The sequence below is a fragment of the uncultured Flavonifractor sp. genome (genome assembly GCF_944385615.1).
Lineage (GTDB): Bacteria > Bacillota > Clostridia > Oscillospirales > Oscillospiraceae > Flavonifractor.
Window position 1 is genome coordinate 26,589 of record NZ_CALWXV010000007.1, and the last position, 18,581, is coordinate 45,169.

The following is an 18,581-nucleotide window of genomic DNA, read 5'->3' on the forward strand; positions in this document are numbered from 1 at the left end:
ATCCGGGCCCCTGATTTTGTCTGTCAGCCGGGAGCGGTGCTCCGGCAGCGCGTGACCTCGAAGCCGCCGGTGCAAGTGCGCCCCTCCGCCAGAGTGCGGGCGGCATAGTCGTTAAAATGCCACCACTCCGACTCCAACGGAGTCATGCCCGCCTTGCGGAAGTAATTCCGTAGCGCAATAGCGGGATCGTTCATGGTGCTGGCCAGGGTGGTTTCTCCCGGCCCGGTGGTGGAGGCGGCAGCCATACTCAGCTCATGGATGGGGGTAGGCATGAGATATTCCCCATATTCCGTCACCTTCAGATAGGAGTAGCCTCCGGTGGAGCCGGTCTGGGTGGCCGTTACCTTCACCAGGCTGACATCCACCGCAAAGCCCTTTTGGTGATTGGAGTATCCGGTGTTGATAAAGTAAGTCATGGACCAGGGTTTTGTGGTAATGCCCGCCTTGACCACCGGGTCTTGCTCGGCCAAAGCGGTCAGGGCCTTGACCACCGCCCGCTGGGTGTCATAGGGCCGGTAGGCCTCGTACAGCTTGATGCTGTTGCCCTGAGCCAGGGCTTTCTGCTGGGCGGCACAGATCTTCTTGGCGGTGGCATACAGCACCGGCATGAGATACTGCTCCTGGTCAAAGCGTGGGTTGTATACCTTGCCCTGATACAGGGCTTTTCCTGTGATGCCAGGGATATCTTTCCCTGAACTGGTGTATCGGGAGGCATAGGAATTGGTGGCGTCATATAGGATAGAAGGGACCACATCGGGCAGATTGATCATACAGAACCGGTGGTCCACCCAGCCTGTGCCGTAGGAAGAGGATACCTTCCACCAGTTTCCCTTCTCCGACAGAATGGTAAAGGAGGTACCGGGGGAAAGTACCGCCAGCGCCCCGGAATAGGGGTCGGAGGCTGAAAGCGTACGGGCCTGGACTGTGGCGGAGAGGGTGCGTGCCACAGCAGCTTCAGGGGTAGGAGCGGGCAGCGGGTCCGGCGTGGACGGAACGGGCTGCTCTGATTCCGCCGGTGGTGTGGATACAGCCTCCGGCTCCGTTGGGGTGGGTTCCCCGGTGGGCGTTGCGTCGGGGAAAGGGGCAGCTGTCGGAACGGGTGTTGGTGTAGGCGTTGGCGTCACTGTAGGCGATGGGGTCGGAGTAGGCGTTGGAGTGGGCGTGGGAATAGAGGGCCACAGGCCGATCTCCACCGCCGCATAGCCGGTGGCGCCGGACACCGGCAGTTCCAACCCGCCAGTCAGCTTGGGTAGGGACCGGTCCAGTGTGTGGCTGGCATCCCAGGTTGGGAATGTGGGGGTGGGCTCTGGTGTCGCTTCTATGCTGGGAGAGGGGTCAGGTGTCGGCGTGGGGATGGGTTCCGCGGACAGAGCGGGGGAGGGCGGGGGCGTTGGGGAGCGTTCCGGCTCCGCCTCCGGTCCGCCGCAGGCAGTCAGTCCGATCAGCAGGGCCAGCGCACAAAGCAAAGCGGCGCTTCGTCTCATCATACCCGTTCTCCTTTTTCTGATTACAGCATGTCGATGACGCGGCTGAGAACCGTGACGGCCTCAGCACGGCTACAGGTAGCCTCCGGGCGCAGGGTGTTTCCGTTACCACCCTGGAACAAACCGGCCGCGGAGGTGCGGGCGGCAGCCTCCAACGCCCAAAGGGCGATATCATCATCATCCGAGAAGCCCAGGCCATTTTCATCCGGCAGCTCCAGACAGCGGTCCAAAACCACCATCATCTCCTGGCGCGTAATGGGCCGGTCGGGGGTAAAATAACCATCTGTGCCGGTGATCAGATCCAGCTGAGCGGCCTTCTGGATATAATCCTGGGCCCAGTGGCCGTAGATGTCATAGAAAAGCGGTTCGGTCTGAACGGGTTCCTCCGGCACAGGGGTCTCCTCCGGCAAAGTGATTTCCTCTGAGGCCGGTGTTTCCTCCGGCAGGGTAGTATTCTCAGGAGCCGTAGTCTCCTCCGGCGAGGCGGTCTCCGGCAGCTCCGGCAGGGCATTGGACCGCTCCAGTGCGGTATACAGCATAGCGGTAAACTCCGCACGGGTGATGACTTCGTCGGGGCGGAAGGAGTCTCCGCTGGCGTGGAGCTCCACCCCCAGGTCCTTCAGGCTGGCCACATCCTCCCGGCACCAGTGATAGGCCACATCGGCATAGGGGGATTGGTACTCCACCATAGCAAAACCATAGTCCAGCAGGGCGCGGCTGTCGGTATGGCGGGTGCGGTCATTGGAGGACTTCATAACCACGCTGATGATCCGATGGCCGTTTTTCACAGCGGTGGCGCTGAGGCAGTAGCCTGCGGCCGAGATCGTGCCGGTTTTGAAGCCGTCCACACCGGAGTAGGCATAATCCAGACCGGGCAGCAGCTTGTTGGTGTTGGGATACCATTTCCCGTTGAAGCTGACCCCAGTCAAGGAGGTGTAGTCCAGGATCTGGGGGAAGCGGTGGATAAACTCCCGCACCAGAATGGCCTGGGAACGGGCGGTGAGATAGTGGACATGGGCGCCGTGGGAGTTTTTATATTCCGCGGTCATGCCCAACCGCTGGGCGGTGGCGTTCATCCGCTGGACAAAGGCGGCCTCACTGCCTGAAATATACTCGGCCATGACGATACAGCTGGCGCTGGCGGAGGGTACCAAAATCAGCTTGAGCAGGGTGTCCACCGACACAGAGGAACCGGCAGGCAGGGGAACGGAAGCGGGATAATTGGAGCCATCCCGGGAGCGCTGGGCGTTGGCGGCGCTGATGGGCACCATAGTGTCCAGCGTCAGATTGCCGGCCTCCAGCTCCTCAAAAATGATGTAAGCGGTCATGACCTTGGTCATGGAGGCGGGGACCCGCATGGTGTCGGCGTCCTTTTCATAGAGGACCTCGCCGGTGTCGTAATCCATGACAATGGCGCTGGCGGCGGTGACAGAGGGTTTTTCCGGCGCTGGCGCGGCTATGGCCACTGAACTGAGCAGAAAAGCAAGGAGCAGGACAAGTCCCATGACTCGCATGGAACGGCGGGATTTGCTGGTATACATACGTGTCATCTCCGATCCTGGGGGGGCCTGTTGGGCCCGCCGGTATTGAACCAGGTACCGGAATGGGTGCCACGCGTACATTTCGGTACCGTTGGTTATAGTTAGTATGGCATATACTATATGCTTTGTCAAATGACGGAATGGGCGGCAGACCTGTTGGGGGAATAATTTTTGCGCAAAAAGGAAAAAGGATGGAAAAATGCCGCAGGATATGATATTATAAAATGTAACTGTCTCGCCATGGGGCGGACTTGACCGGTATATACCTGCCGGTCAGCCATATAAACAGGGCTCCGCGGTCCAAAGGACTCCGGCGGCGCCAACCAAACCAAACGGAGGGATTTATTTTGAGCTATCTGCTGGCTATCCTGATGGGGATCATCCAGGGTGTGGCGGAATTTCTGCCCATCTCCAGCTCCGGCCATCTGGCTCTGTTCCAGAATTTTTTTGGAATGGAGAACGCGGAAGAAAAGTACATGCTGTTTACCGTCCTGCTTCACTTCGGTACCCTGATCTCGGTGCTGATCGTCTATTGGCGGGATGTGGTGGATATGATCCGGGAATTTTTCCTGGGCATCGCCGCTCTGGCGGGGAAGGATACCGGCACACCGCCGCCCCCTGCCCGGCGGATGGTGATGCTCATCATTGTGGCAACCCTGCCGCTGTTTGTGATGGTGTTTTTACAGGATGCGGTAAACGCCCTGTTTGCCAGCTCCATTATGGTGTCCATCGCCCTGCTGTTCACCGGCTGTATCCTCTATTTTTCCGACCGTATGGCCAAAGGCCACAAAAACGCCAAGAACGCCACCGTGGTGGACGCGCTGATTGTGGGCTGTGGTCAGGCGCTGGCCGTGATCCCCGGCCTGTCCCGTTCCGGTACCACCATCTCCGTGGGAATGATGCGGGGATTTGACCGGTCGTTTGCCGTCCGCTTTTCCTTCCTGCTGTCCATGCCTGCCATTGTGGGCGCCAACATTCTGGAACTGAAGGACGCGGTGGAAAGCGGATTTGATACCTCCGAGCTGCCCATGTATCTGGTGGGTGTGGTAGTGGCCGCTGTGGTGGGCTATTTCGCCATCCGCCTGGTCAAGACCCTGTCCGATAAGGGCAAGTTCGGTAAGTTTGCCTACTATTGCTGGGCGGTGGGCCTTGGCAGCCTGGTCGCCGGCATTATCAAGACGGTGGCCTTCCAGTAAACATTCTCCCACCGCAAATCCGCCCCCGAGGCGGAAAACCGACCCTGAAAGGATCTGATACCAATGGCCACAGCAAAGAAGAAAAGCACCGGAGGGAAGCGAGTCGCTTCCAGCCGGTCCTCCTCTTCCCGCACCACATCCAGCCGGAAAAAACCTGCCCCCCGCCCTGTCCGGCGGGAGGTGGGAGCTGTGGTGTGTCTGCTGCTGGCTATTTTTGCCGCTCTGGGCTACTTTCACATCCAGGCTATTTTTATTGACTTCTTCTGTAACCTGGTGAAGGGACTTATTGGCTACGGCTATCTGCTGCTGCCCCCCATGCTGCTGGTGGCCAGCGGCATCCTGGCTTTCCACCGGGGCCGACCGGTGCGGCTGCGGGTATGGTGCGCGCTGCTGCTGCCCGTGCTGGTGGGCGGATTTTTTCATCTGCTTCTGGCGGGAAATGGGTATGCCTGGAATGGGAAATTGCTTGGCCTGCTGTGGACTCAGGGAGAGGCCCTGTCCTGCGGAGGGGTTATCAGCGGCCTTATTGCAATGAGCCTTGCCGCCGTGTTCAGCAAAATTGGTGCGGGTATTATCTTTGTGTTGGTGGGCCTGACCTTGGTTATGGTATGCTTTCATATCTCGCCAGCTGACGTGGTGGACAAGCTGCGTAACCGCACCTGGGCGGAATACGAGGAGGAAGAGCTGCCTGAACCCCGGCCCCGCCGCCAGGCAGCGGAGGCGAAACCGGCGCGGGAAAGCCGCAAACAGCAGCCGCCTCAGATCGACATTCCCGTGGACGAAGGGCCGCTGGTGGGCAAGCGGCGGGAACCCAAGCCCATTGAGAAGAAGGAGCGGTTCTTTAACCGTAAGCCCTCGGTACCTACGCCCGACCAGGTGCTGGCCGGAGTGAATCAGCCCCAGACCCAGACGCCGGAACCGGAGCCCGCCGCCGCTCCAGAGCCTGTGGTGGCGGAAGCCCTCCCCGTGGTGGAGGAGACGCTGCCCTTTGCCGAACCGGTGGAGCTCCCACCAGAGCCCATAACTGTAGAGCCTGAGCCTGTGGTTCTTCCTGTGGCAGAGCCCCGACCGGAGCCCCAACCCCAACCTCAGCCCATGCCTGAAATTGTACGGGAGCCGGCGGTGCCCCCAGTTCCCAAGAAGGCCGACCCCAAGGCAGAGACCGCCCAGGCCGCTGCCGAAATGGCCCAGAACATCAGCCGCAGTCTGGGAGAGGGGCCTGCGGCGGTCTACCAGTATCCGCCGGTGTCTCTGTTGGTGGAAGGAGAAGGGGTGTCCAGCGCCGACGTGGCGGGGGAGCTGCGGGCCAATCAGGCCCGGCTCAGCGATACCATTCACTCCTTTGGTATCGACGCCAACATCTCCAATGTGACCCGCGGGCCGTCGGTGACCCGGTATGAGCTGGAACTGGATCAGGGCGTGCGGCTGAACAAGCTGACCAATCTGTCCGATGATATTGCTCTGGCCCTGGGTGCTACCGGCGTACGCATCGCCCCCATTCCCAACAAAATTTCCATGGTGGGTATCGAGGTGCCCAACCGTCTGGTGTCCCCAGTTTATATCCACGACGTCATTGACTCCAAGGAGTTTCGGGACAACCCCTCCAAGGTATCTTTCGCCGTGGGCAAGGATATCGGCGGCAACAACATTGTGGGCAACATTGCCAAGCTGCCCCACCTGCTTATTGCCGGTACCACCGGTTCCGGTAAGTCGGTGTGTACCAACTCCCTCATTATTTCGCTGCTGTACAAAGCCACCCCGGAGGAAGTCCGTCTCATCATGGTGGACCCCAAAATGGTGGAGCTTGGCATTTACAATGGCATTCCCCATCTGCTCATCCCGGTGGTCACCGACCCCAAAAAGGCCGCAGGCGCCCTGCAGTGGGCGGTGGTGGAGATGATGAAGCGGTACCGGACCTTCTCCGAGATCGGGGTCCGGGATCTGGCCTCCTACAACGCCCATGCCGCCAAAAGTGAGGAACTGGAAAAGATGCCGCAGATTGTGGTGGTCATCGATGAGCTGGCCGACCTGATGCTGGTGGCCGCCAAAGAGGTGGAAGAGTCCATCTGCCGTGTGGCCCAGATGGGCCGTGCCGCCGGGATGCATTTGATTATCGCCACCCAGCGGCCTTCTGCCGATGTGATTACCGGCCTGATGAAGGCCAACATCCCCAGCCGCATCGCCTTCGCCGTTGCCTCCTCTCTGGAGTCCCGCATCATTCTGGATACCACCGGCGCGGAAAAACTGGTGGGACGGGGCGATATGCTCTACTTCCCCTTGGGTTCCGGCAAGCCGCTGCGCGTGCAGGGCTGTCTCATCTCCGACGAGGAAGTGGCCGACGTGGTAGGCTTTATCAAGCAGAATAGCGGCGGCGCAGAGTATGACCAGGAGATCATGCACGACATCGAAAAGCACGCCGCCGAGAAGGAGAAGGGGAGCAAGGGCGTGGGCGGCTCCGCACCGGAAGAGGTGGGAGACGACTACGACGAACTGCTGCCCGCCGCCATCGAGGTGGTGGTGGACACCGGTATGGCTTCGGTATCCATGCTCCAGCGCCGGCTGAAGCTGGGCTACTCCCGGGCCGCACGTCTGGTGGACCAGATGGAGGAAAAGGGCGTTGTGGGTCCCTTTGAGGGTTCCAAGCCCCGGCAGGTGCTTATCTCCAAGGCGCAATGGCAGGAGATGCAGTACAAGCAGGGTATGACCGACACCGCCCCGGCGGAACCTGTTCCGGACGAGTTGGAATTTGAGGGAGACGCCATTCCCCAGAGCCGGGACATGCCCCCCTTTGATATGGAATCTTGACAAAAGGAGCGCGGTCAGTTGACCGCGCTCCTTTTGTATGTATGGGTAAGGGTTAAGAGGGAGATCAGAATGTGACTTCTTCACCATAGTAGACACAGGTGAAGAGCTTGGCCATGGTCGCAGGATCAATGGGCCGGGGATTGGAACCGGTGCAGGCATCGCCCACAGCGTTCTCCGCAATGGCGGCCAGCTTCTCCTTGAACTCGTCCTCCACGATACCAAAGTCCTTCAGGGTATTGGGAATACCCATGGCGTCGTTCATGGAGCGGATCTTGGCTCGCAGACCCTCCACACACTCGGAAACGGTGCCGGTGATGCCCATGGTCTTGGCAATGTCGGCGTACCGCTCCGCTACACCCTCAGCCTTGGCGTTGTAGGCGATGACATAGGGCAGATACATGGCGTTGGCCAGGCCGTGGGGGATATGGCCGGTGGAGAAGGCAGCGCCGGTCTTGTGGGCCATGGAGTGGACAATGCCCAGCAGAGCGTTGGAGAAGGCCATACCGGCCAGGCACTGACCGTAGTGCATCTCCTCCCGGCAGGTCATGTCGCCGTTGAAGGACTTGAGCAGATCATGGTCCACAATGTCAATGGCCTTCAAAGCCAGAGGATCGGTAAATACAGTATGCAGGGTGGACACATAGGCCTCAATGGCGTGGGTCAGGGCGTCCATACCGGTGTGAGCCACCAGCTTGGGAGGCATGGTCTCAGCCAGAGCCGGGTCAATGATGGCCACATCGGGGGTGATGTTGAAGTCGGCCAGAGGGTACTTGATGCCCTTCTGATAGTCAGTGATGACGGAGAACGCAGTCACCTCAGTAGCGGTGCCGGAGGTGGAGGGAATGGCGCAGAACTTGGCCTTCTGCCGCAGCTCAGGGAAGGAGAAGGGGGTAATCAGATCCTCAAAAGTGGTTTCAGGGTATTCATAGAAGGCCCACATAGCCTTGGCGGCGTCAATGGGAGAGCCGCCGCCCATGGAGATGATCCAGTCGGGCTCAAACTCCCGCATCACAGCGGCGCCGTTCATGACGGTCTCCACGGAGGGGTCGGGCTCCACATTCTCAATGAGCTTGGTTTCAATTCCGGCTTCCTTCAGGTAACCGACCGCTTTGTCTACAAAGCCAAAGCGCTTCATGGAACCGCCGCCCAGCACCAACACTGCACGGGTGCCCTTCAGGTTCTTCAAATTCTCCAGGGCGTTGGGGCCATAGTAGATATCTCTGGGAAGAGTAAAACGGGACATGATCAGTACCTCCGTATGGATCATTTTTAATCGTTAAATGTTTAACGATCTGACGGCTATTATTATGGCATATTGTTAATTCTTTGTCAATCCATAGGATGAAAACTGCCTGTTCCAAACTGTTTGTTCTATCAAAAAGACATAAAGCGGCTATGTAGGGCGCACATCTGTGCGCCTGGGGCAGGTTCAGAGCACCAGCGTACCACTCTCGTCCTCCAGCAGCAGAAGGATATGCTGCTGTTTGCCGGTGAGGGCGTTGACATAAATCAGGATATGGCTGCCGTCCTCAGCCTGGCATTTGAACTCGTGACAGAGGACCTCATCCTCGCCGCCGGTGGGGATAAGCGCCAGCTGATGGGAGAGAACCGTAAGGGAACTGTCCACCAGCGCCTGGGCGGTTTGGACGTCCACGGTGGGGGAGGGAAGGGTACGATCCCCATGGTGGGTCAGGTAGCCCGCCGCCTCAAAGCCTACAATGGCCCCGGTGTCCAGAGCCACCGATACTTTGACCAAATCTGGATAGCAGTAGACCTCGTTCTCCACCGGGGCAAAGTTCACCGACAGTACCCCATCCTGCTCCATAAAATAGCTGGGGGCCATATTGGCGTAGCCCTTGGCAGCCAGGAAGGCCGCCGCCTTTTCACAGCCTTCCGCCCGGCTGAGGACGGCCTCTCCGGTGGTGCGGGAGGTGAAGAGCTCTAATATCTGTCCCCCCTGGCAGGTGACCTGGATATAGAGCTGGCCGCCGTCCACCAGGGCGGTAAAGCCGTAGGCGGGCAGATTGCCCTCAGATTTGGCGGTAAGGGTGAACACCTCCGGCCGCAGGTCCAGGAAAGCGGCGCCAGCCTGACGGGCCTCCTCCTCCGTGACCTGAGGCAGGCCCTCCAGCATCCTGGGGACCCGTCCGTCCAAATGCTCCGAGAAGGGACCGTCGTAAATCAGGGTGGGCACCTCCGGAAAGTCGGCCTCCACACTTTGGAAGGCAGAGCCGCCGCCCACCTGCTCCTCACCATCACTGGCGGCCAAGCGTGCTCTCGCCTCCGCCAGATCCTCCGGTCGAATGGCGCCGGTGGTCAGCTGGGCCTGGAGGCTCTCCAGAGTGAGGGCCAGCTGTCCGGCAGCCTGGGAGAGCTGGGCCAGGGTGGCCCGGTGGTCGTCGGTACATACCAGCTCCGCCGACGTTCCCTGGACCAGGGCCATGGCATAATCCCCCGCCCGGGCCAGGAACGCGGCGGTCTGCTCCAACTCCACGTTGCCGTAGGGCAGCTCCCCCAGCGCCGCCTGGGCGGCCTGGGCCTTGGAATAGGCCTGGGCACACAGGGAGGCAAACAGGGCGGGGGAGGTGGCGTGGCTTACTTTGGTAAGGGCTACCTCAAGCTCGCTGGTAGCGGTGGTCAGCTCGGCAAAGGCGTGGAGACAGCTGTTGTCCAGCAGCCGGCGGTACTGTCTGGCCTGGGCGTGGCCCTGGATGGCAAATCCGGCGGTAACGGCGAAGGCCGCCACCAGAAAGCTGGCAGTCAGCACCCTGATTTTCTGTTTAGACATGAAAACGCCCCCTTTTCCCTATAGGATGGGGAAAAAGGGGCGTTCTATCACCGGTAGATTTTGCTTACCGCTTCAGCTGTTCCATACCGTGCTGAATACGACATATAGTCTCTTCCTTGCCCAGAATGTGGCACAACTCCACCGCACCGCCGGGCGTTACCGCCTTGCCGGACAGGGCAGTGCGCACCGGCCACATAATGCGGCCATTTTTCAGCTCCAGCTTCTGCGCCAGGCCGATGAGGGCGTCATGGATGGCGTCATAGGTCCAATCGGTGAGCCCCTCCAGCACCGGCAGAACCTGCTCCAGAGCCTCCAGGGAGTTCTCCTCGTTGGTCTTCATCTTCTTGTGGCAGTACAGCTCATTGGAGTACTCGGGCAAGGCGTCAAAGAAGTCCACCTGAGGTGCGATGTCCAGCCAGGTGTCACACCGGGGCTGTACCAGAGGGGCAATGAGCTTCAGGTCGATACCGGGGGTCTTGACGGCCTGCTTCAGATAGGGCTCGGCCCCCTCGTAGAAGGCCTCGGGGGACAGGGCCCGCAGGTAGTTGGCATTAAAATATTTCAGCTTTTCTATATCAAAGATGGCGGGGGACTTGGAGATACCGCCAACCTCGAAGATCTCAGCCAGCTCAGACAGGGTGAAGAACTCCCGCTCGGCATACTCGCCCTTGGGGGACCAGCCCAGCAGAGTGACATAGTTCACCACCGCCTCGGACAGATAGCCCATGGCGATCAAATCCTCATAGGAAGGGTCCCCCTTGCGCTTGCTCATCTTGTTGTGTTGATCCCGCATAACGGGGGAGCAGTGGATATAGGTGGGTACCTCCCAGCCAAAGCCCTGGTACAGCAGGTTGTACTTGGGGGCGGAGGACAGGTACTCGGAGCCCCGGACCACATGGGTGATACCCATTAGGTGGTCGTCGATGACGTTGGCAAAGTTGTAGGTGGGCAGACCGTCCCGCTTGATGAGCACCTGATCGTCCAGGGTCTTGTTCTCCACGGTGATGTCTCCGAACACCGCGTCGGAGAAGGTGGTGGAGCCATCAGCGGGGATGCGCTGGCGGATGACATAGGGGGCGCCGGCGGCCACCTTGGCCCGGGCCTCCTCCAGGCTCAGGTCCCGGCAGGGGTCGGCGGCCCGGTCGAAGTCGCCGGAATCCTCCTCCGACTCGGTCTTTTCGCAGAAGCAGTAATAGGCGTGGCCCTTTTCCACCAGCAGCTCGGCATACTTGCCATAGAGATCCCGGCGCTGAGTCTGGATGTAGGGACCCACCGGGCCGCCCAGATCAGGACCCTCATCCCAGGTCAGACCGCACTTGCGCAGGGTATTGTAGATCACTTCGGTGGCGCCTTCCACCAGACGGCCCTGGTCGGTGTCCTCAATGCGCAGAATGAACGTTCCGCCGGCATGGCGGGCGATAAGCCAGGTGTACAGGGCGGTGCGCAGGTTGCCAACGTGCATATAGCCCGTGGGGGAGGGGGCAAAGCGGGTCCGCACCTTGCCGTGAGGGATGCGGGCCTCCATTTCCTCAAACCAATTCAGATCCATAGGAACAAACTCCTTTTCAAACTTCATCATATTATTCTATTTTTTCTTCTAAGGATTGTCAAGGGCATTTGGATATGATATGATAAACAAACATGGGGCCTTGGACCCATTGCGTAAAAAATCACTGGTACGAGGTGCGTTTTACCATGGAAAACGAGAAAAAAGTCCTTCTGTCTGGTATTCAGCCCAGCGGTGATCTCCATCTGGGCAATTATCTGGGAGCCATCAAAAACTGGGCGGAGCTGTCCGACCAATTTGACTGTTACTGGTTCATGGCCGACCTGCATACCATTACCGTGCGGCAGGAGCCGGCGGAGCTGCGCCGCCGTACCCTGACCCAGATCGCCACCTACATCGCCTGCGGCCTGGACCCGGAGAAAAACACCCTCTTTGTCCAGTCCCACGTCCACCAGCACGCCGAGCTGGGCTGGGTGCTGGCCTGCCACACCATGTTTGGCGAGCTCTCCCGCATGACCCAGTTTAAAGATAAGTCCGCCAAGCACGCCGACAACATCAACGCGGGCCTCTTTACCTACCCCTGCCTGATGGCGGCGGACATCCTGCTCTATCAGCCCGACTTTGTCCCAGTGGGAGAGGATCAGAAGCAGCATGTGGAGATCTGCCGGGATGTGGCCAACCGGTTCAATCATGTTTACGGCGATGTATTCAAGGTGCCGGAGCCCTATATTCCCAAAGCTGGCGCCCGGGTCATGAGCCTGAACCAGCCTGAGACCAAGATGAGCAAGTCCATCCCCGAGGGCTGCGTCTTCCTGCTGGAGAAGCCCGAGGATATCATGCGCAAGTTCAAGCGGGCGGTCACCGACAGCGACACCGAGCGCTGTGTCTGCTATGACCGGGAGAACAAGCCCGGGGTATCCAACCTGATGAGCATTTACTCCGCCGTCACCGGTAAGAGCTATGAGGAAATTGAGGCGGAGTTTGAGGGCAAAGGCTACGGCGCTTTCAAACCAGTGGTGGGGGAGACTGTGGTAGAGCTGCTCCGCCCCATCCGGGAGGAGACTCAGCGCCTGTTGGCCGACAAGGCCTATCTGGAGAGCGTCTACCGGGCCGGAGCCGAAAAGGCGGCTTATGTGGCCGAGAAGACGCTGCGTAAAGTGTACAAAAAGGTGGGCTTTATTCCCCGCTGAGATTAAAGGAGCATTTTTCCTATGCCGAACAATTCCGAGCTTCCCCTGATGGGACTGGTGGCGGCCGCTCTGGTGGTGGCCTTCCTGGTGGCGCTGGTGGCTACCCCGGTGGTCAAGAGCCTGGCCTTTAAAATGGGCGCGGTAGATGTGCCCAAGGACAACCGCCGGATGCACGACCATCCCATTCCCCGGATGGGGGGCCTTGCCATTTTCCTGGGCTTCCTGCTCAGCGTGCTGCTCTTTCTGGATTTGAATACCCAGATGCGGGGGATGCTGCTGGGGGCCTCCATCATTGTGGTGCTGGGTATTTTTGATGATATTTACAGTCTGAAAGCCACCTTTAAATTCGTAGTACAGATCGTAGCCGCCCTGGTGGCGGTGCTGTCGGGCAATATCATCCAGACCTTGTCCAACCCCAATGTCTTTTCCTCCGACCTGTACTGGAATTTGGGCTGGCTGTCCATCCCGGTGACTGTGCTGTGGATCGTAGCCATCACCAATGCCGTCAACCTGATCGACGGCCTGGACGGTCTGGCGTGCGGTGTGTCCACCATCAGCTCCATGACCCTGCTGGTCATTGCTCTGGTGGTGAGCGAGGGGGATGTGGCTATCCTCATGGCCGCCCTGGCCGGAGGGTGTATCGGCTTTCTGCCCTACAACTTGAACCCCGCCAAAATCTTCATGGGGGATACCGGCTCTACCTTCCTGGGCTATATCCTGGCGGTGGTGTCGGTGCAGGGCCTGTTCAAGTTCTATACCATCATCTCTTTTGCGGTGCCCTTCCTCATGCTGGGCCTGCCTATCTTTGACACTGCCTTTGCCTTTATCCGCCGTATTGCCCATGGTCAGAGCCCCATGCACGCTGACCGCAGCCATGTGCACCACCGGCTCATTGATATGGGCTTTAATCAGAAGCAGGCGGTGGCGGTGCTCTATATCATCAGCGCCATTCTGGGCCTGTCCGCCGTGGTACTCACCACCAGCGGACCGGTAAAGGCCATGCTGCTGCTGATGGCCCTGTGCTTTGCCGGGGCCATCGCCGGGCATATCTTCCTGAGCAACAACCGCAAGGAGCACGAAAAAGAGCAGGAAGAGGCGTCCAATCCGGAACAAGGGCAGGAGGAGAGAGAAAAATGAAGCAGATCCGTGTTATGACCATCTTTGGCACCCGGCCGGAGGCCATCAAAATGGCCCCTCTGGTGCTGGAGCTGCAAAGCCGGCAGAATATTCAGTCCATCTGCTGTGTCACCGCCCAACACCGCCAAATGCTGGACGCGGTGTTGGAACTCTTCCGGCTCAAGCCGGACTATGATCTGAACATTATGGAGCCCCGTCAGACCCTGTCCACCATCACCACCAAGTGCCTGCTGGGCATGGAGGAGGTGCTGGAGCAGGCCAAGCCCGATCTGGTGCTGGTCCACGGGGATACCTCCACCACCTTTGCCGGTGCTCTGGCTGCCTTCTATCATCAGGTCAAGGTGGGGCATGTGGAGGCTGGACTGCGGACCTGGGACAAGTATTCTCCTTTCCCGGAGGAGATGAACCGAAAGCTGGTGGGGGATATTGCCGACCTGCATTTCTGCCCCACTAAATCCAACCAGGCCAATCTGGCCCGGGAGGATATCACCGGTGGAGTGTTTATCACCGGCAATACCGTCATTGACGCTCTCAAGACAACAGTTGTGAAGGACTATCGCTTTGCAACTGAGCTGCTTAATGAGTTGGACTATGAACATAAAAAGGTGATTCTGGTCACCTGTCACCGCCGGGAAAACTATGGCCAGCCTATGGCCAACATCATGACCGCTCTGCGTCGGGTGGCGGAGGCCTTTGAGGATGTGGAACTGGTGTATCCAGTTCATCTGTCTCCGGTGGTGCGGGAGGCGGCGTCCAAGTACCTGTCCGGTCATCCCCGCATCCATCTGATCGACCCGCTGGATGTGGCGGAAATGCACAATCTGATGGCCCGCTCCTATCTGGTCATGACCGACTCTGGCGGACTACAGGAGGAGGCCCCCGCTCTGGGGCGGCCGGTGCTTGTCCTGCGGCGGGAGACCGAGCGGCCCGAGGCGGTGGAGGCTGGTACGGTGAAGATCGCGGGCACCGAGGAGGAGACTATCTTCCAGATGGCCTCTGAACTGCTGACCGATGAAAGCGCCTATCACGCCATGGCCCACGCGGTCAATCCCTACGGCGATGGGTTCGCCTGCCGCCGCATTGCAGACGCAATCGAATGGCAGTTCGGTCTGCGGGTAGACAAGCCGGAGGCTTTTGGGGTCAAGTAGGTTTCCTTTCCATCAGCACAGCCGGAAGGAGGGAGGGTATGGAACGGCGCAACCGCAATATTCTGGTGGTGCTTATTGGCATCGTCATCACCGTGGCCATATTCTCCAGCTTCGGCCTGGGGCTGTTTGCCCCTGATACAGCCAAGATCCAGCTGCCCACCCCGGCGGCCAGCCCCACCCAGGAGCCGGACGGGGCGGATGATTATGTGTGGGTAGATATCACTCCACAGACCGTCCAGCATGTGATTGGCAATACCCTCTCCCGGCCGGACAGCTATGGCCGTACCGTCACCATCGAGGATTTCTGGGGAGAAGGGGAGAGCGGCGTCACCCACGCTACTGTGTGGGTGGACGGAGGTTGGACCCATACCACCGCCACCCAGCCCGGCGGCACCGTCCGCCACTCCATTGTGGGAAATGGGCAATTTTGGCTGTGGTATGGGGGGAGCAGTCAGGTGCTGAACGGCAAAGCGGAAGAGGATTCCGCGGATCTGGAGGGTCAGCGCATCCCCACCTATGAAGATGTTCTGGCGTTGGATCAGGCAACCATTGCCGCCGCCGGTTATGAGGAAAAGGAGGGGCTGGCCTGCATCTATGTGGAGACCGTCCCCGACAGCCAAGGCTATGTAGAGCAGTATTGGATCTCGGTGGACAGCGGTTTGCTGGCCTGCGCTGAAACCTGGCTGGACGGTCAGCTGGTGTATCGGATGATCGCCTATACCGTGGACCAGCCGGTACCGGAAGAGGCATCTTTTACCCTGCCCGATGGTACCGTGCTCCATACCGTCCAGCGTTAAGGATTATCCGAGCCCCAGCAGCAGCACCAAGGCCAGAGTGATGACCAGTTCCATATCGTCCCCCTCCAGAAAGAGAAAGAGCAGGATAAGCAGCAGCAGCACATCCCCGGTATCCAGGCTGTCCAGCTTCAGCTGCTTCAACAGATCACCCAACAGTCTGCTCGTTCTCTTTTCCTTGCCCCCCGCATTCGGGGGGCGCTTCTCTTCCCGGGGCGGAGGTGGGGGAACGTCGTCCTCCTGTGGAATCCTGGTGTAGGAGGTTCCGTTGGGGATGTAGCGGTTATACATCGTCCTCCTCCTCTCCCCGGTCGCGGAACATTCGCAGCGCCGTCCGAATCACCCGGGTCAGCCGGGCAATACGGACGGCCTGGTCCATCTTGGCCTGCCGCTCTGGTTTGAGAAATGGCTTGAGGGCGGCCAGCAGAGCGGTTTTTTTGTCATCCTGGGCGGAATACTCCGACAGCAGCCCCATGCCCATCTGGAGCAGCTTTGGGTCCAGCCCAGACAGCGCCGACAGGGGAGAGGGAGCCGACTCCTCCGGGGTGTGGTCCTCTTCTTCTACAGCGGGTTGGTCCGCCGGCTCCTGCGGGGCGTCCTCCTGCTGGGAAGTCTCCTGCTGGGAAGTCTCCTGCTTGCCGGACAGCGACTGGGCCAGGGACATAATTTGTCCCATGGCCTGGGGATCGCCCAATATCTGGTTCAGTTGTTCTTCCCACTGGGCCATGGGCCATCCCTCCTCAGAGTCACATCAGGGTTGCTTGGGGGCGGTCTGATTGAGCCGCTGGATGAGCTGGGCCCCCTCCGGGCTCCCCATCACCTGGCGTACCATGGCCAGCAGATCCTTGGTATCCCCCAGAGCGGCGGAAGCGGCGGCAGTCTTGACCTTGCCGCCGGAGGTCTGATTGAGCAGCTCCATCAGCCGCTGGGCATCCGGCGAGTGGACCACCTGTTCCAGCAGCGCCCGGTTTTGCTCCAGCGCGGCGGTGGGGTCTGGTTTCTTCTGATCCATACCATCAGCTCCATTTCTTATATATAATGGCGTTCACTTCATTATATGTACCGCCATTGAGAAGGTGATTGTGTGAAACTGCTGATTTTTTCTGATTCCCATGGCAATGTGGCCAATATGGAGGATATCGTGCGGCTGGAGAGCCCTGACCGCATCCTCCATCTGGGGGATCTGGCCCGGGACGCGGAGGCTCTGGCAGCAAAGTTCCCCAATATCCCGGTGACCTATGTGCCGGGCAACTGTGATGGACGGCGGCCCGACCTGCCGGAGGAGCGGATCTTTACCCTGGATAACTGCAAGATCCTGATGACCCACGGCCACATCTACCATGTGAAGATGGGCATGGGCATGGCAGTGCGGGCAGCCCGGGAGGCGGGGGCCCAACTGTTGTGCTTCGGTCATACACATGAGGCCTTCTGTGAATTTGAAAACGGGCTGTGGATCGTCAATCCCGGCTCGGTGGGTACCTTCGGTCCGCACACCTATGCTGTAGCCGTACTGGAGGACGGCGGCGCGGTGTGCTATCTCAGCCATCTGTAGAAAGGGGAGAGGGGATATGCTGCTAGCCATTGACGTGGGCAATACCAATATGGTATTCGGCATTTTTGAAGGGGCGGAGCTGAAGGGCAGCTTCCGCGTTATGACAGTGGGAGACCGTACCTCTGACGAGCTAGGTCTGCTGGTGTGCCAGTATTTCCAGCGCTTTGGTCTGGAGCTGGACCAGATCGAGGACGTGGTCATCGGCTCGGTGGTGCCCCAAGTCATGCACACCCTCACCAACGCCATCCAGAAATATGTGGGCAAAACCCCTCTGGTGCTGGACGATGGACTGGACCCTGGGCTGCCCTATGTACCCTGTGCCAGCGAGGAGCGGCTGGGACCCGACCGGGCGGCGGCGGACATCGCTGCCATTTCCAAGTACGGCGCTCCCCTCATCGTCCTGGACTTCGGCACCGCTACCACTCTGGACGCGGTGAGCCGGGACGGGGTATACCTGGGAGGCTGTATCACCGCCGGGGTACGGGTATCCATTGACGGCCTGTTCCAAAAGACCGCTCTGCTGCCCCGGGTGGAGCTGGTAAAGCCCGCCACTGTGCTGGACACCACCGCTGTGGGCCAGATCCAGGCAGGGGCGGTCATGGGCTATATTGGGGCCATTGAGTATCTGATCCGCCAGGCCAAGGCGGAAATGGGGGAGCCTGATGTAAAGGTCATCGCCACCGGCGGCCTGGCCCGGATGGTGGCAGACAATACCGACCTCATCGACATTGTGGACCACCAGTTGGTGTTGGACGGCCTGCGCGTTATTTATGAGCGGGAAAAAGGGCGGTAAATACCCTTATACTGTTTGACGGAACATCCCTGAGCATCTATTTGCTCAGGGATGTTTCCTCTTATGAGGAAGACTCTTGACAAACCGGGTAAGTCGTATATAATATGTAATTGGTTACTTATTTAACAGAGGTGGGATGAGATCCGCTATGATGCCGTTTGGCTTGAAAATCGCCATCATTAACCGGGCTTTTCGGAAACGAATGGACGAAAAGGCCAGTATGATGGGCTTGACTTCGGTGCAGCTTCGGGTGTTGGGATCGGTGAGCCGTTTGGAGGCGGCGGGGCAAGAGGAAATTCACCAGAATGATCTGGAGCACATTGAGCGCGTCACCCATCCAGCCATGACCAAGCTGCTGCAAAAGCTGGAAAGCAAGGGGTTTATCCAATGCGTCCCCAGCGCAAAGGACCGGCGGTATAAAAAGATCACCTGTACAGAACGGTCGGCTGGAATCCATAAGCTGATTCTGGAACAGGACGCAGAGGCCCTGACAGAACTATGCAGCGGCTTTACGGAGGAGCAGCGGGAGACCCTGCTCCAAATGATCGACCTGTTGTTAAACAATTGTCTGGAAACGCAAAACTGAATTCCGCAGGCAGTGCGCCAAGGAGAGTCTCTTTGGTGTGCTGCCTGCTTTTTTGGTAAA

The 18,581-nt window shown here is 59.2% G+C and carries 16 protein-coding genes; 9 read left to right on the forward strand and 7 right to left on the reverse strand.

Translation table 11 applies throughout. The features are described from left to right. Window positions 1-23: 23 nt before the first annotated feature. Window positions 24-1,487, reverse strand: a complete 1,464-nt coding sequence (locus Q0J75_RS03575) for an SH3 domain-containing protein (RefSeq protein WP_297196860.1) — start codon at window positions 1,485-1,487, stop codon at window positions 24-26. Between the two features lie 20 nt (window positions 1,488-1,507). Next, window positions 1,508-3,025 (reverse strand): S-layer homology domain-containing protein, encoded by a 1,518-nt coding sequence (locus tag Q0J75_RS03580; RefSeq protein ID WP_297196861.1) that lies wholly within the window; start codon window positions 3,023-3,025, stop codon window positions 1,508-1,510. Window positions 3,026-3,372: 347 nt separating this feature from the next. On the opposite strand from Q0J75_RS03580, the gene Q0J75_RS03585 reads away from it, so the two are divergent. Further along, the gene (locus Q0J75_RS03585; RefSeq protein ID WP_297196863.1) at window positions 3,373-4,221 is read left to right on the forward strand and encodes an undecaprenyl-diphosphate phosphatase; all 849 of its coding nucleotides are present in this window, start codon (window positions 3,373-3,375) and stop codon (window positions 4,219-4,221) included. A gap of 63 nt (window positions 4,222-4,284) precedes the next feature. Further along, window positions 4,285-7,026 (forward strand): FtsK/SpoIIIE family DNA translocase, encoded by a 2,742-nt coding sequence (locus tag Q0J75_RS03590; RefSeq protein ID WP_297196865.1) that lies wholly within the window; start codon window positions 4,285-4,287, stop codon window positions 7,024-7,026. Between the two features lie 64 nt (window positions 7,027-7,090). On the opposite strand, the gene Q0J75_RS03595 is transcribed toward Q0J75_RS03590, so the two are convergent. The 3 genes from Q0J75_RS03595 to gltX all read right to left on the reverse strand — a co-directional run bounded on the left by Q0J75_RS03595 (window position 7,091) and on the right by gltX (window position 11,363). Then, on the reverse strand, window positions 7,091-8,269 hold the full coding sequence (locus tag Q0J75_RS03595) for an iron-containing alcohol dehydrogenase (protein ID WP_297196867.1): 1,179 nt from the start codon (window positions 8,267-8,269) through the stop codon (window positions 7,091-7,093). A 186-nt stretch (window positions 8,270-8,455) separates the two neighbouring features. Next, the gene (locus tag Q0J75_RS03600) at window positions 8,456-9,814 is read right to left on the reverse strand and encodes a PepSY1/2 domain-containing protein (RefSeq protein WP_297196869.1); all 1,359 of its coding nucleotides are present in this window, start codon (window positions 9,812-9,814) and stop codon (window positions 8,456-8,458) included. Between the two features lie 64 nt (window positions 9,815-9,878). Next, a complete protein-coding gene (gene gltX, locus Q0J75_RS03605) occupies window positions 9,879-11,363 on the reverse strand; it encodes a glutamate--tRNA ligase (RefSeq protein ID WP_297196871.1) in 1,485 nt (494 codons plus the stop codon). A 146-nt stretch (window positions 11,364-11,509) separates the two neighbouring features. On the opposite strand from gltX, the gene trpS reads away from it, so the two are divergent. Genes trpS through Q0J75_RS03625 form a run of 4 tightly spaced genes read left to right on the forward strand, consistent with a single transcriptional unit; the run spans window position 11,510 to window position 15,593 of the window. Then, window positions 11,510-12,511 (forward strand): tryptophan--tRNA ligase, encoded by a 1,002-nt coding sequence (gene trpS, locus Q0J75_RS03610; RefSeq protein ID WP_297196872.1) that lies wholly within the window; start codon window positions 11,510-11,512, stop codon window positions 12,509-12,511. 21 nt (window positions 12,512-12,532) lie between these two features. Continuing rightward, entirely contained in the window at window positions 12,533-13,648 is a 1,116-nt protein-coding gene (locus Q0J75_RS03615) for an MraY family glycosyltransferase (RefSeq protein ID WP_297196874.1), read from the forward strand. Then, on the forward strand, window positions 13,645-14,796 hold the full coding sequence (gene wecB, locus Q0J75_RS03620) for a non-hydrolyzing UDP-N-acetylglucosamine 2-epimerase (RefSeq protein ID WP_297196877.1): 1,152 nt from the start codon (window positions 13,645-13,647) through the stop codon (window positions 14,794-14,796). The genes Q0J75_RS03615 and wecB overlap by 4 nt, the downstream gene beginning before the upstream one ends. A 38-nt stretch (window positions 14,797-14,834) precedes the next feature. Continuing rightward, window positions 14,835-15,593, forward strand: coding sequence for a hypothetical protein (locus Q0J75_RS03625; RefSeq protein WP_297196878.1), 759 nt, complete (start codon window positions 14,835-14,837; stop codon window positions 15,591-15,593). Window positions 15,594-15,596: 3 nt separating this feature from the next. Here Q0J75_RS03625 and Q0J75_RS03630 read toward each other — a convergent pair whose 3' ends face one another. Next, window positions 15,597-15,881: a hypothetical protein gene (locus Q0J75_RS03630; protein WP_297196880.1), complete on the reverse strand. Its 285-nt coding sequence runs from the start codon at window positions 15,879-15,881 to the stop codon at window positions 15,597-15,599. A gap of 460 nt (window positions 15,882-16,341) precedes the next feature. Continuing rightward, window positions 16,342-16,602, reverse strand: coding sequence for a hypothetical protein (locus Q0J75_RS03640; protein WP_297196884.1), 261 nt, complete (start codon window positions 16,600-16,602; stop codon window positions 16,342-16,344). A gap of 72 nt (window positions 16,603-16,674) precedes the next feature. Here Q0J75_RS03640 and Q0J75_RS03645 point away from each other — a divergent pair, with 72 nt between their 5' ends. From Q0J75_RS03645 to Q0J75_RS03655, 3 genes are all read left to right on the forward strand, one after another. Next, on the forward strand, window positions 16,675-17,142 hold the full coding sequence (locus tag Q0J75_RS03645) for a metallophosphoesterase family protein (RefSeq protein WP_297196886.1): 468 nt from the start codon (window positions 16,675-16,677) through the stop codon (window positions 17,140-17,142). A 16-nt stretch (window positions 17,143-17,158) separates the two neighbouring features. Continuing rightward, on the forward strand, window positions 17,159-17,935 hold the full coding sequence (locus tag Q0J75_RS03650) for a type III pantothenate kinase (RefSeq protein ID WP_297196888.1): 777 nt from the start codon (window positions 17,159-17,161) through the stop codon (window positions 17,933-17,935). A gap of 148 nt (window positions 17,936-18,083) precedes the next feature. Next, window positions 18,084-18,521: a MarR family winged helix-turn-helix transcriptional regulator gene (locus tag Q0J75_RS03655; RefSeq protein ID WP_297196890.1), complete on the forward strand. Its 438-nt coding sequence runs from the start codon at window positions 18,084-18,086 to the stop codon at window positions 18,519-18,521. Window positions 18,522-18,581: the final 60 nt, after the last annotated feature.

Excerpts from the sequence above, each read along its gene's own strand:
- Q0J75_RS03575 (WP_297196860.1), bottom strand. The coding sequence starts at position 1,487 with ATGATGAGACGAAGCGCCGCTTTGCTTTGTGCGCTGGCCCTGCTGATC.
- Q0J75_RS03580 (WP_297196861.1), bottom strand. The coding sequence starts at position 3,025 with ATGTATACCAGCAAATCCCGCCGTTCCATGCGAGTCATGGGACTTGTC.
- Q0J75_RS03590 (WP_297196865.1), top strand. The coding sequence starts at position 4,285 with ATGGCCACAGCAAAGAAGAAAAGCACCGGAGGGAAGCGAGTCGCTTCC.
- Q0J75_RS03595 (WP_297196867.1), bottom strand. The coding sequence starts at position 8,269 with ATGTCCCGTTTTACTCTTCCCAGAGATATCTACTATGGCCCCAACGCC.
- Q0J75_RS03600 (WP_297196869.1), bottom strand. The coding sequence starts at position 9,814 with ATGTCTAAACAGAAAATCAGGGTGCTGACTGCCAGCTTTCTGGTGGCG.
- gltX (WP_297196871.1), bottom strand. The coding sequence starts at position 11,363 with ATGGATCTGAATTGGTTTGAGGAAATGGAGGCCCGCATCCCTCACGGC.
- trpS (WP_297196872.1), top strand. The coding sequence starts at position 11,510 with ATGGAAAACGAGAAAAAAGTCCTTCTGTCTGGTATTCAGCCCAGCGGT.
- Q0J75_RS03615 (WP_297196874.1), top strand. The coding sequence starts at position 12,533 with ATGCCGAACAATTCCGAGCTTCCCCTGATGGGACTGGTGGCGGCCGCT.
- wecB (WP_297196877.1), top strand. The coding sequence starts at position 13,645 with ATGAAGCAGATCCGTGTTATGACCATCTTTGGCACCCGGCCGGAGGCC.
- Q0J75_RS03625 (WP_297196878.1), top strand. The coding sequence starts at position 14,835 with ATGGAACGGCGCAACCGCAATATTCTGGTGGTGCTTATTGGCATCGTC.
- Q0J75_RS03630 (WP_297196880.1), bottom strand. The coding sequence starts at position 15,881 with ATGTATAACCGCTACATCCCCAACGGAACCTCCTACACCAGGATTCCA.
- Q0J75_RS03640 (WP_297196884.1), bottom strand. The coding sequence starts at position 16,602 with ATGGATCAGAAGAAACCAGACCCCACCGCCGCGCTGGAGCAAAACCGG.
- Q0J75_RS03650 (WP_297196888.1), top strand. The coding sequence starts at position 17,159 with ATGCTGCTAGCCATTGACGTGGGCAATACCAATATGGTATTCGGCATT.
- Q0J75_RS03655 (WP_297196890.1), top strand. The coding sequence starts at position 18,084 with ATGATGCCGTTTGGCTTGAAAATCGCCATCATTAACCGGGCTTTTCGG.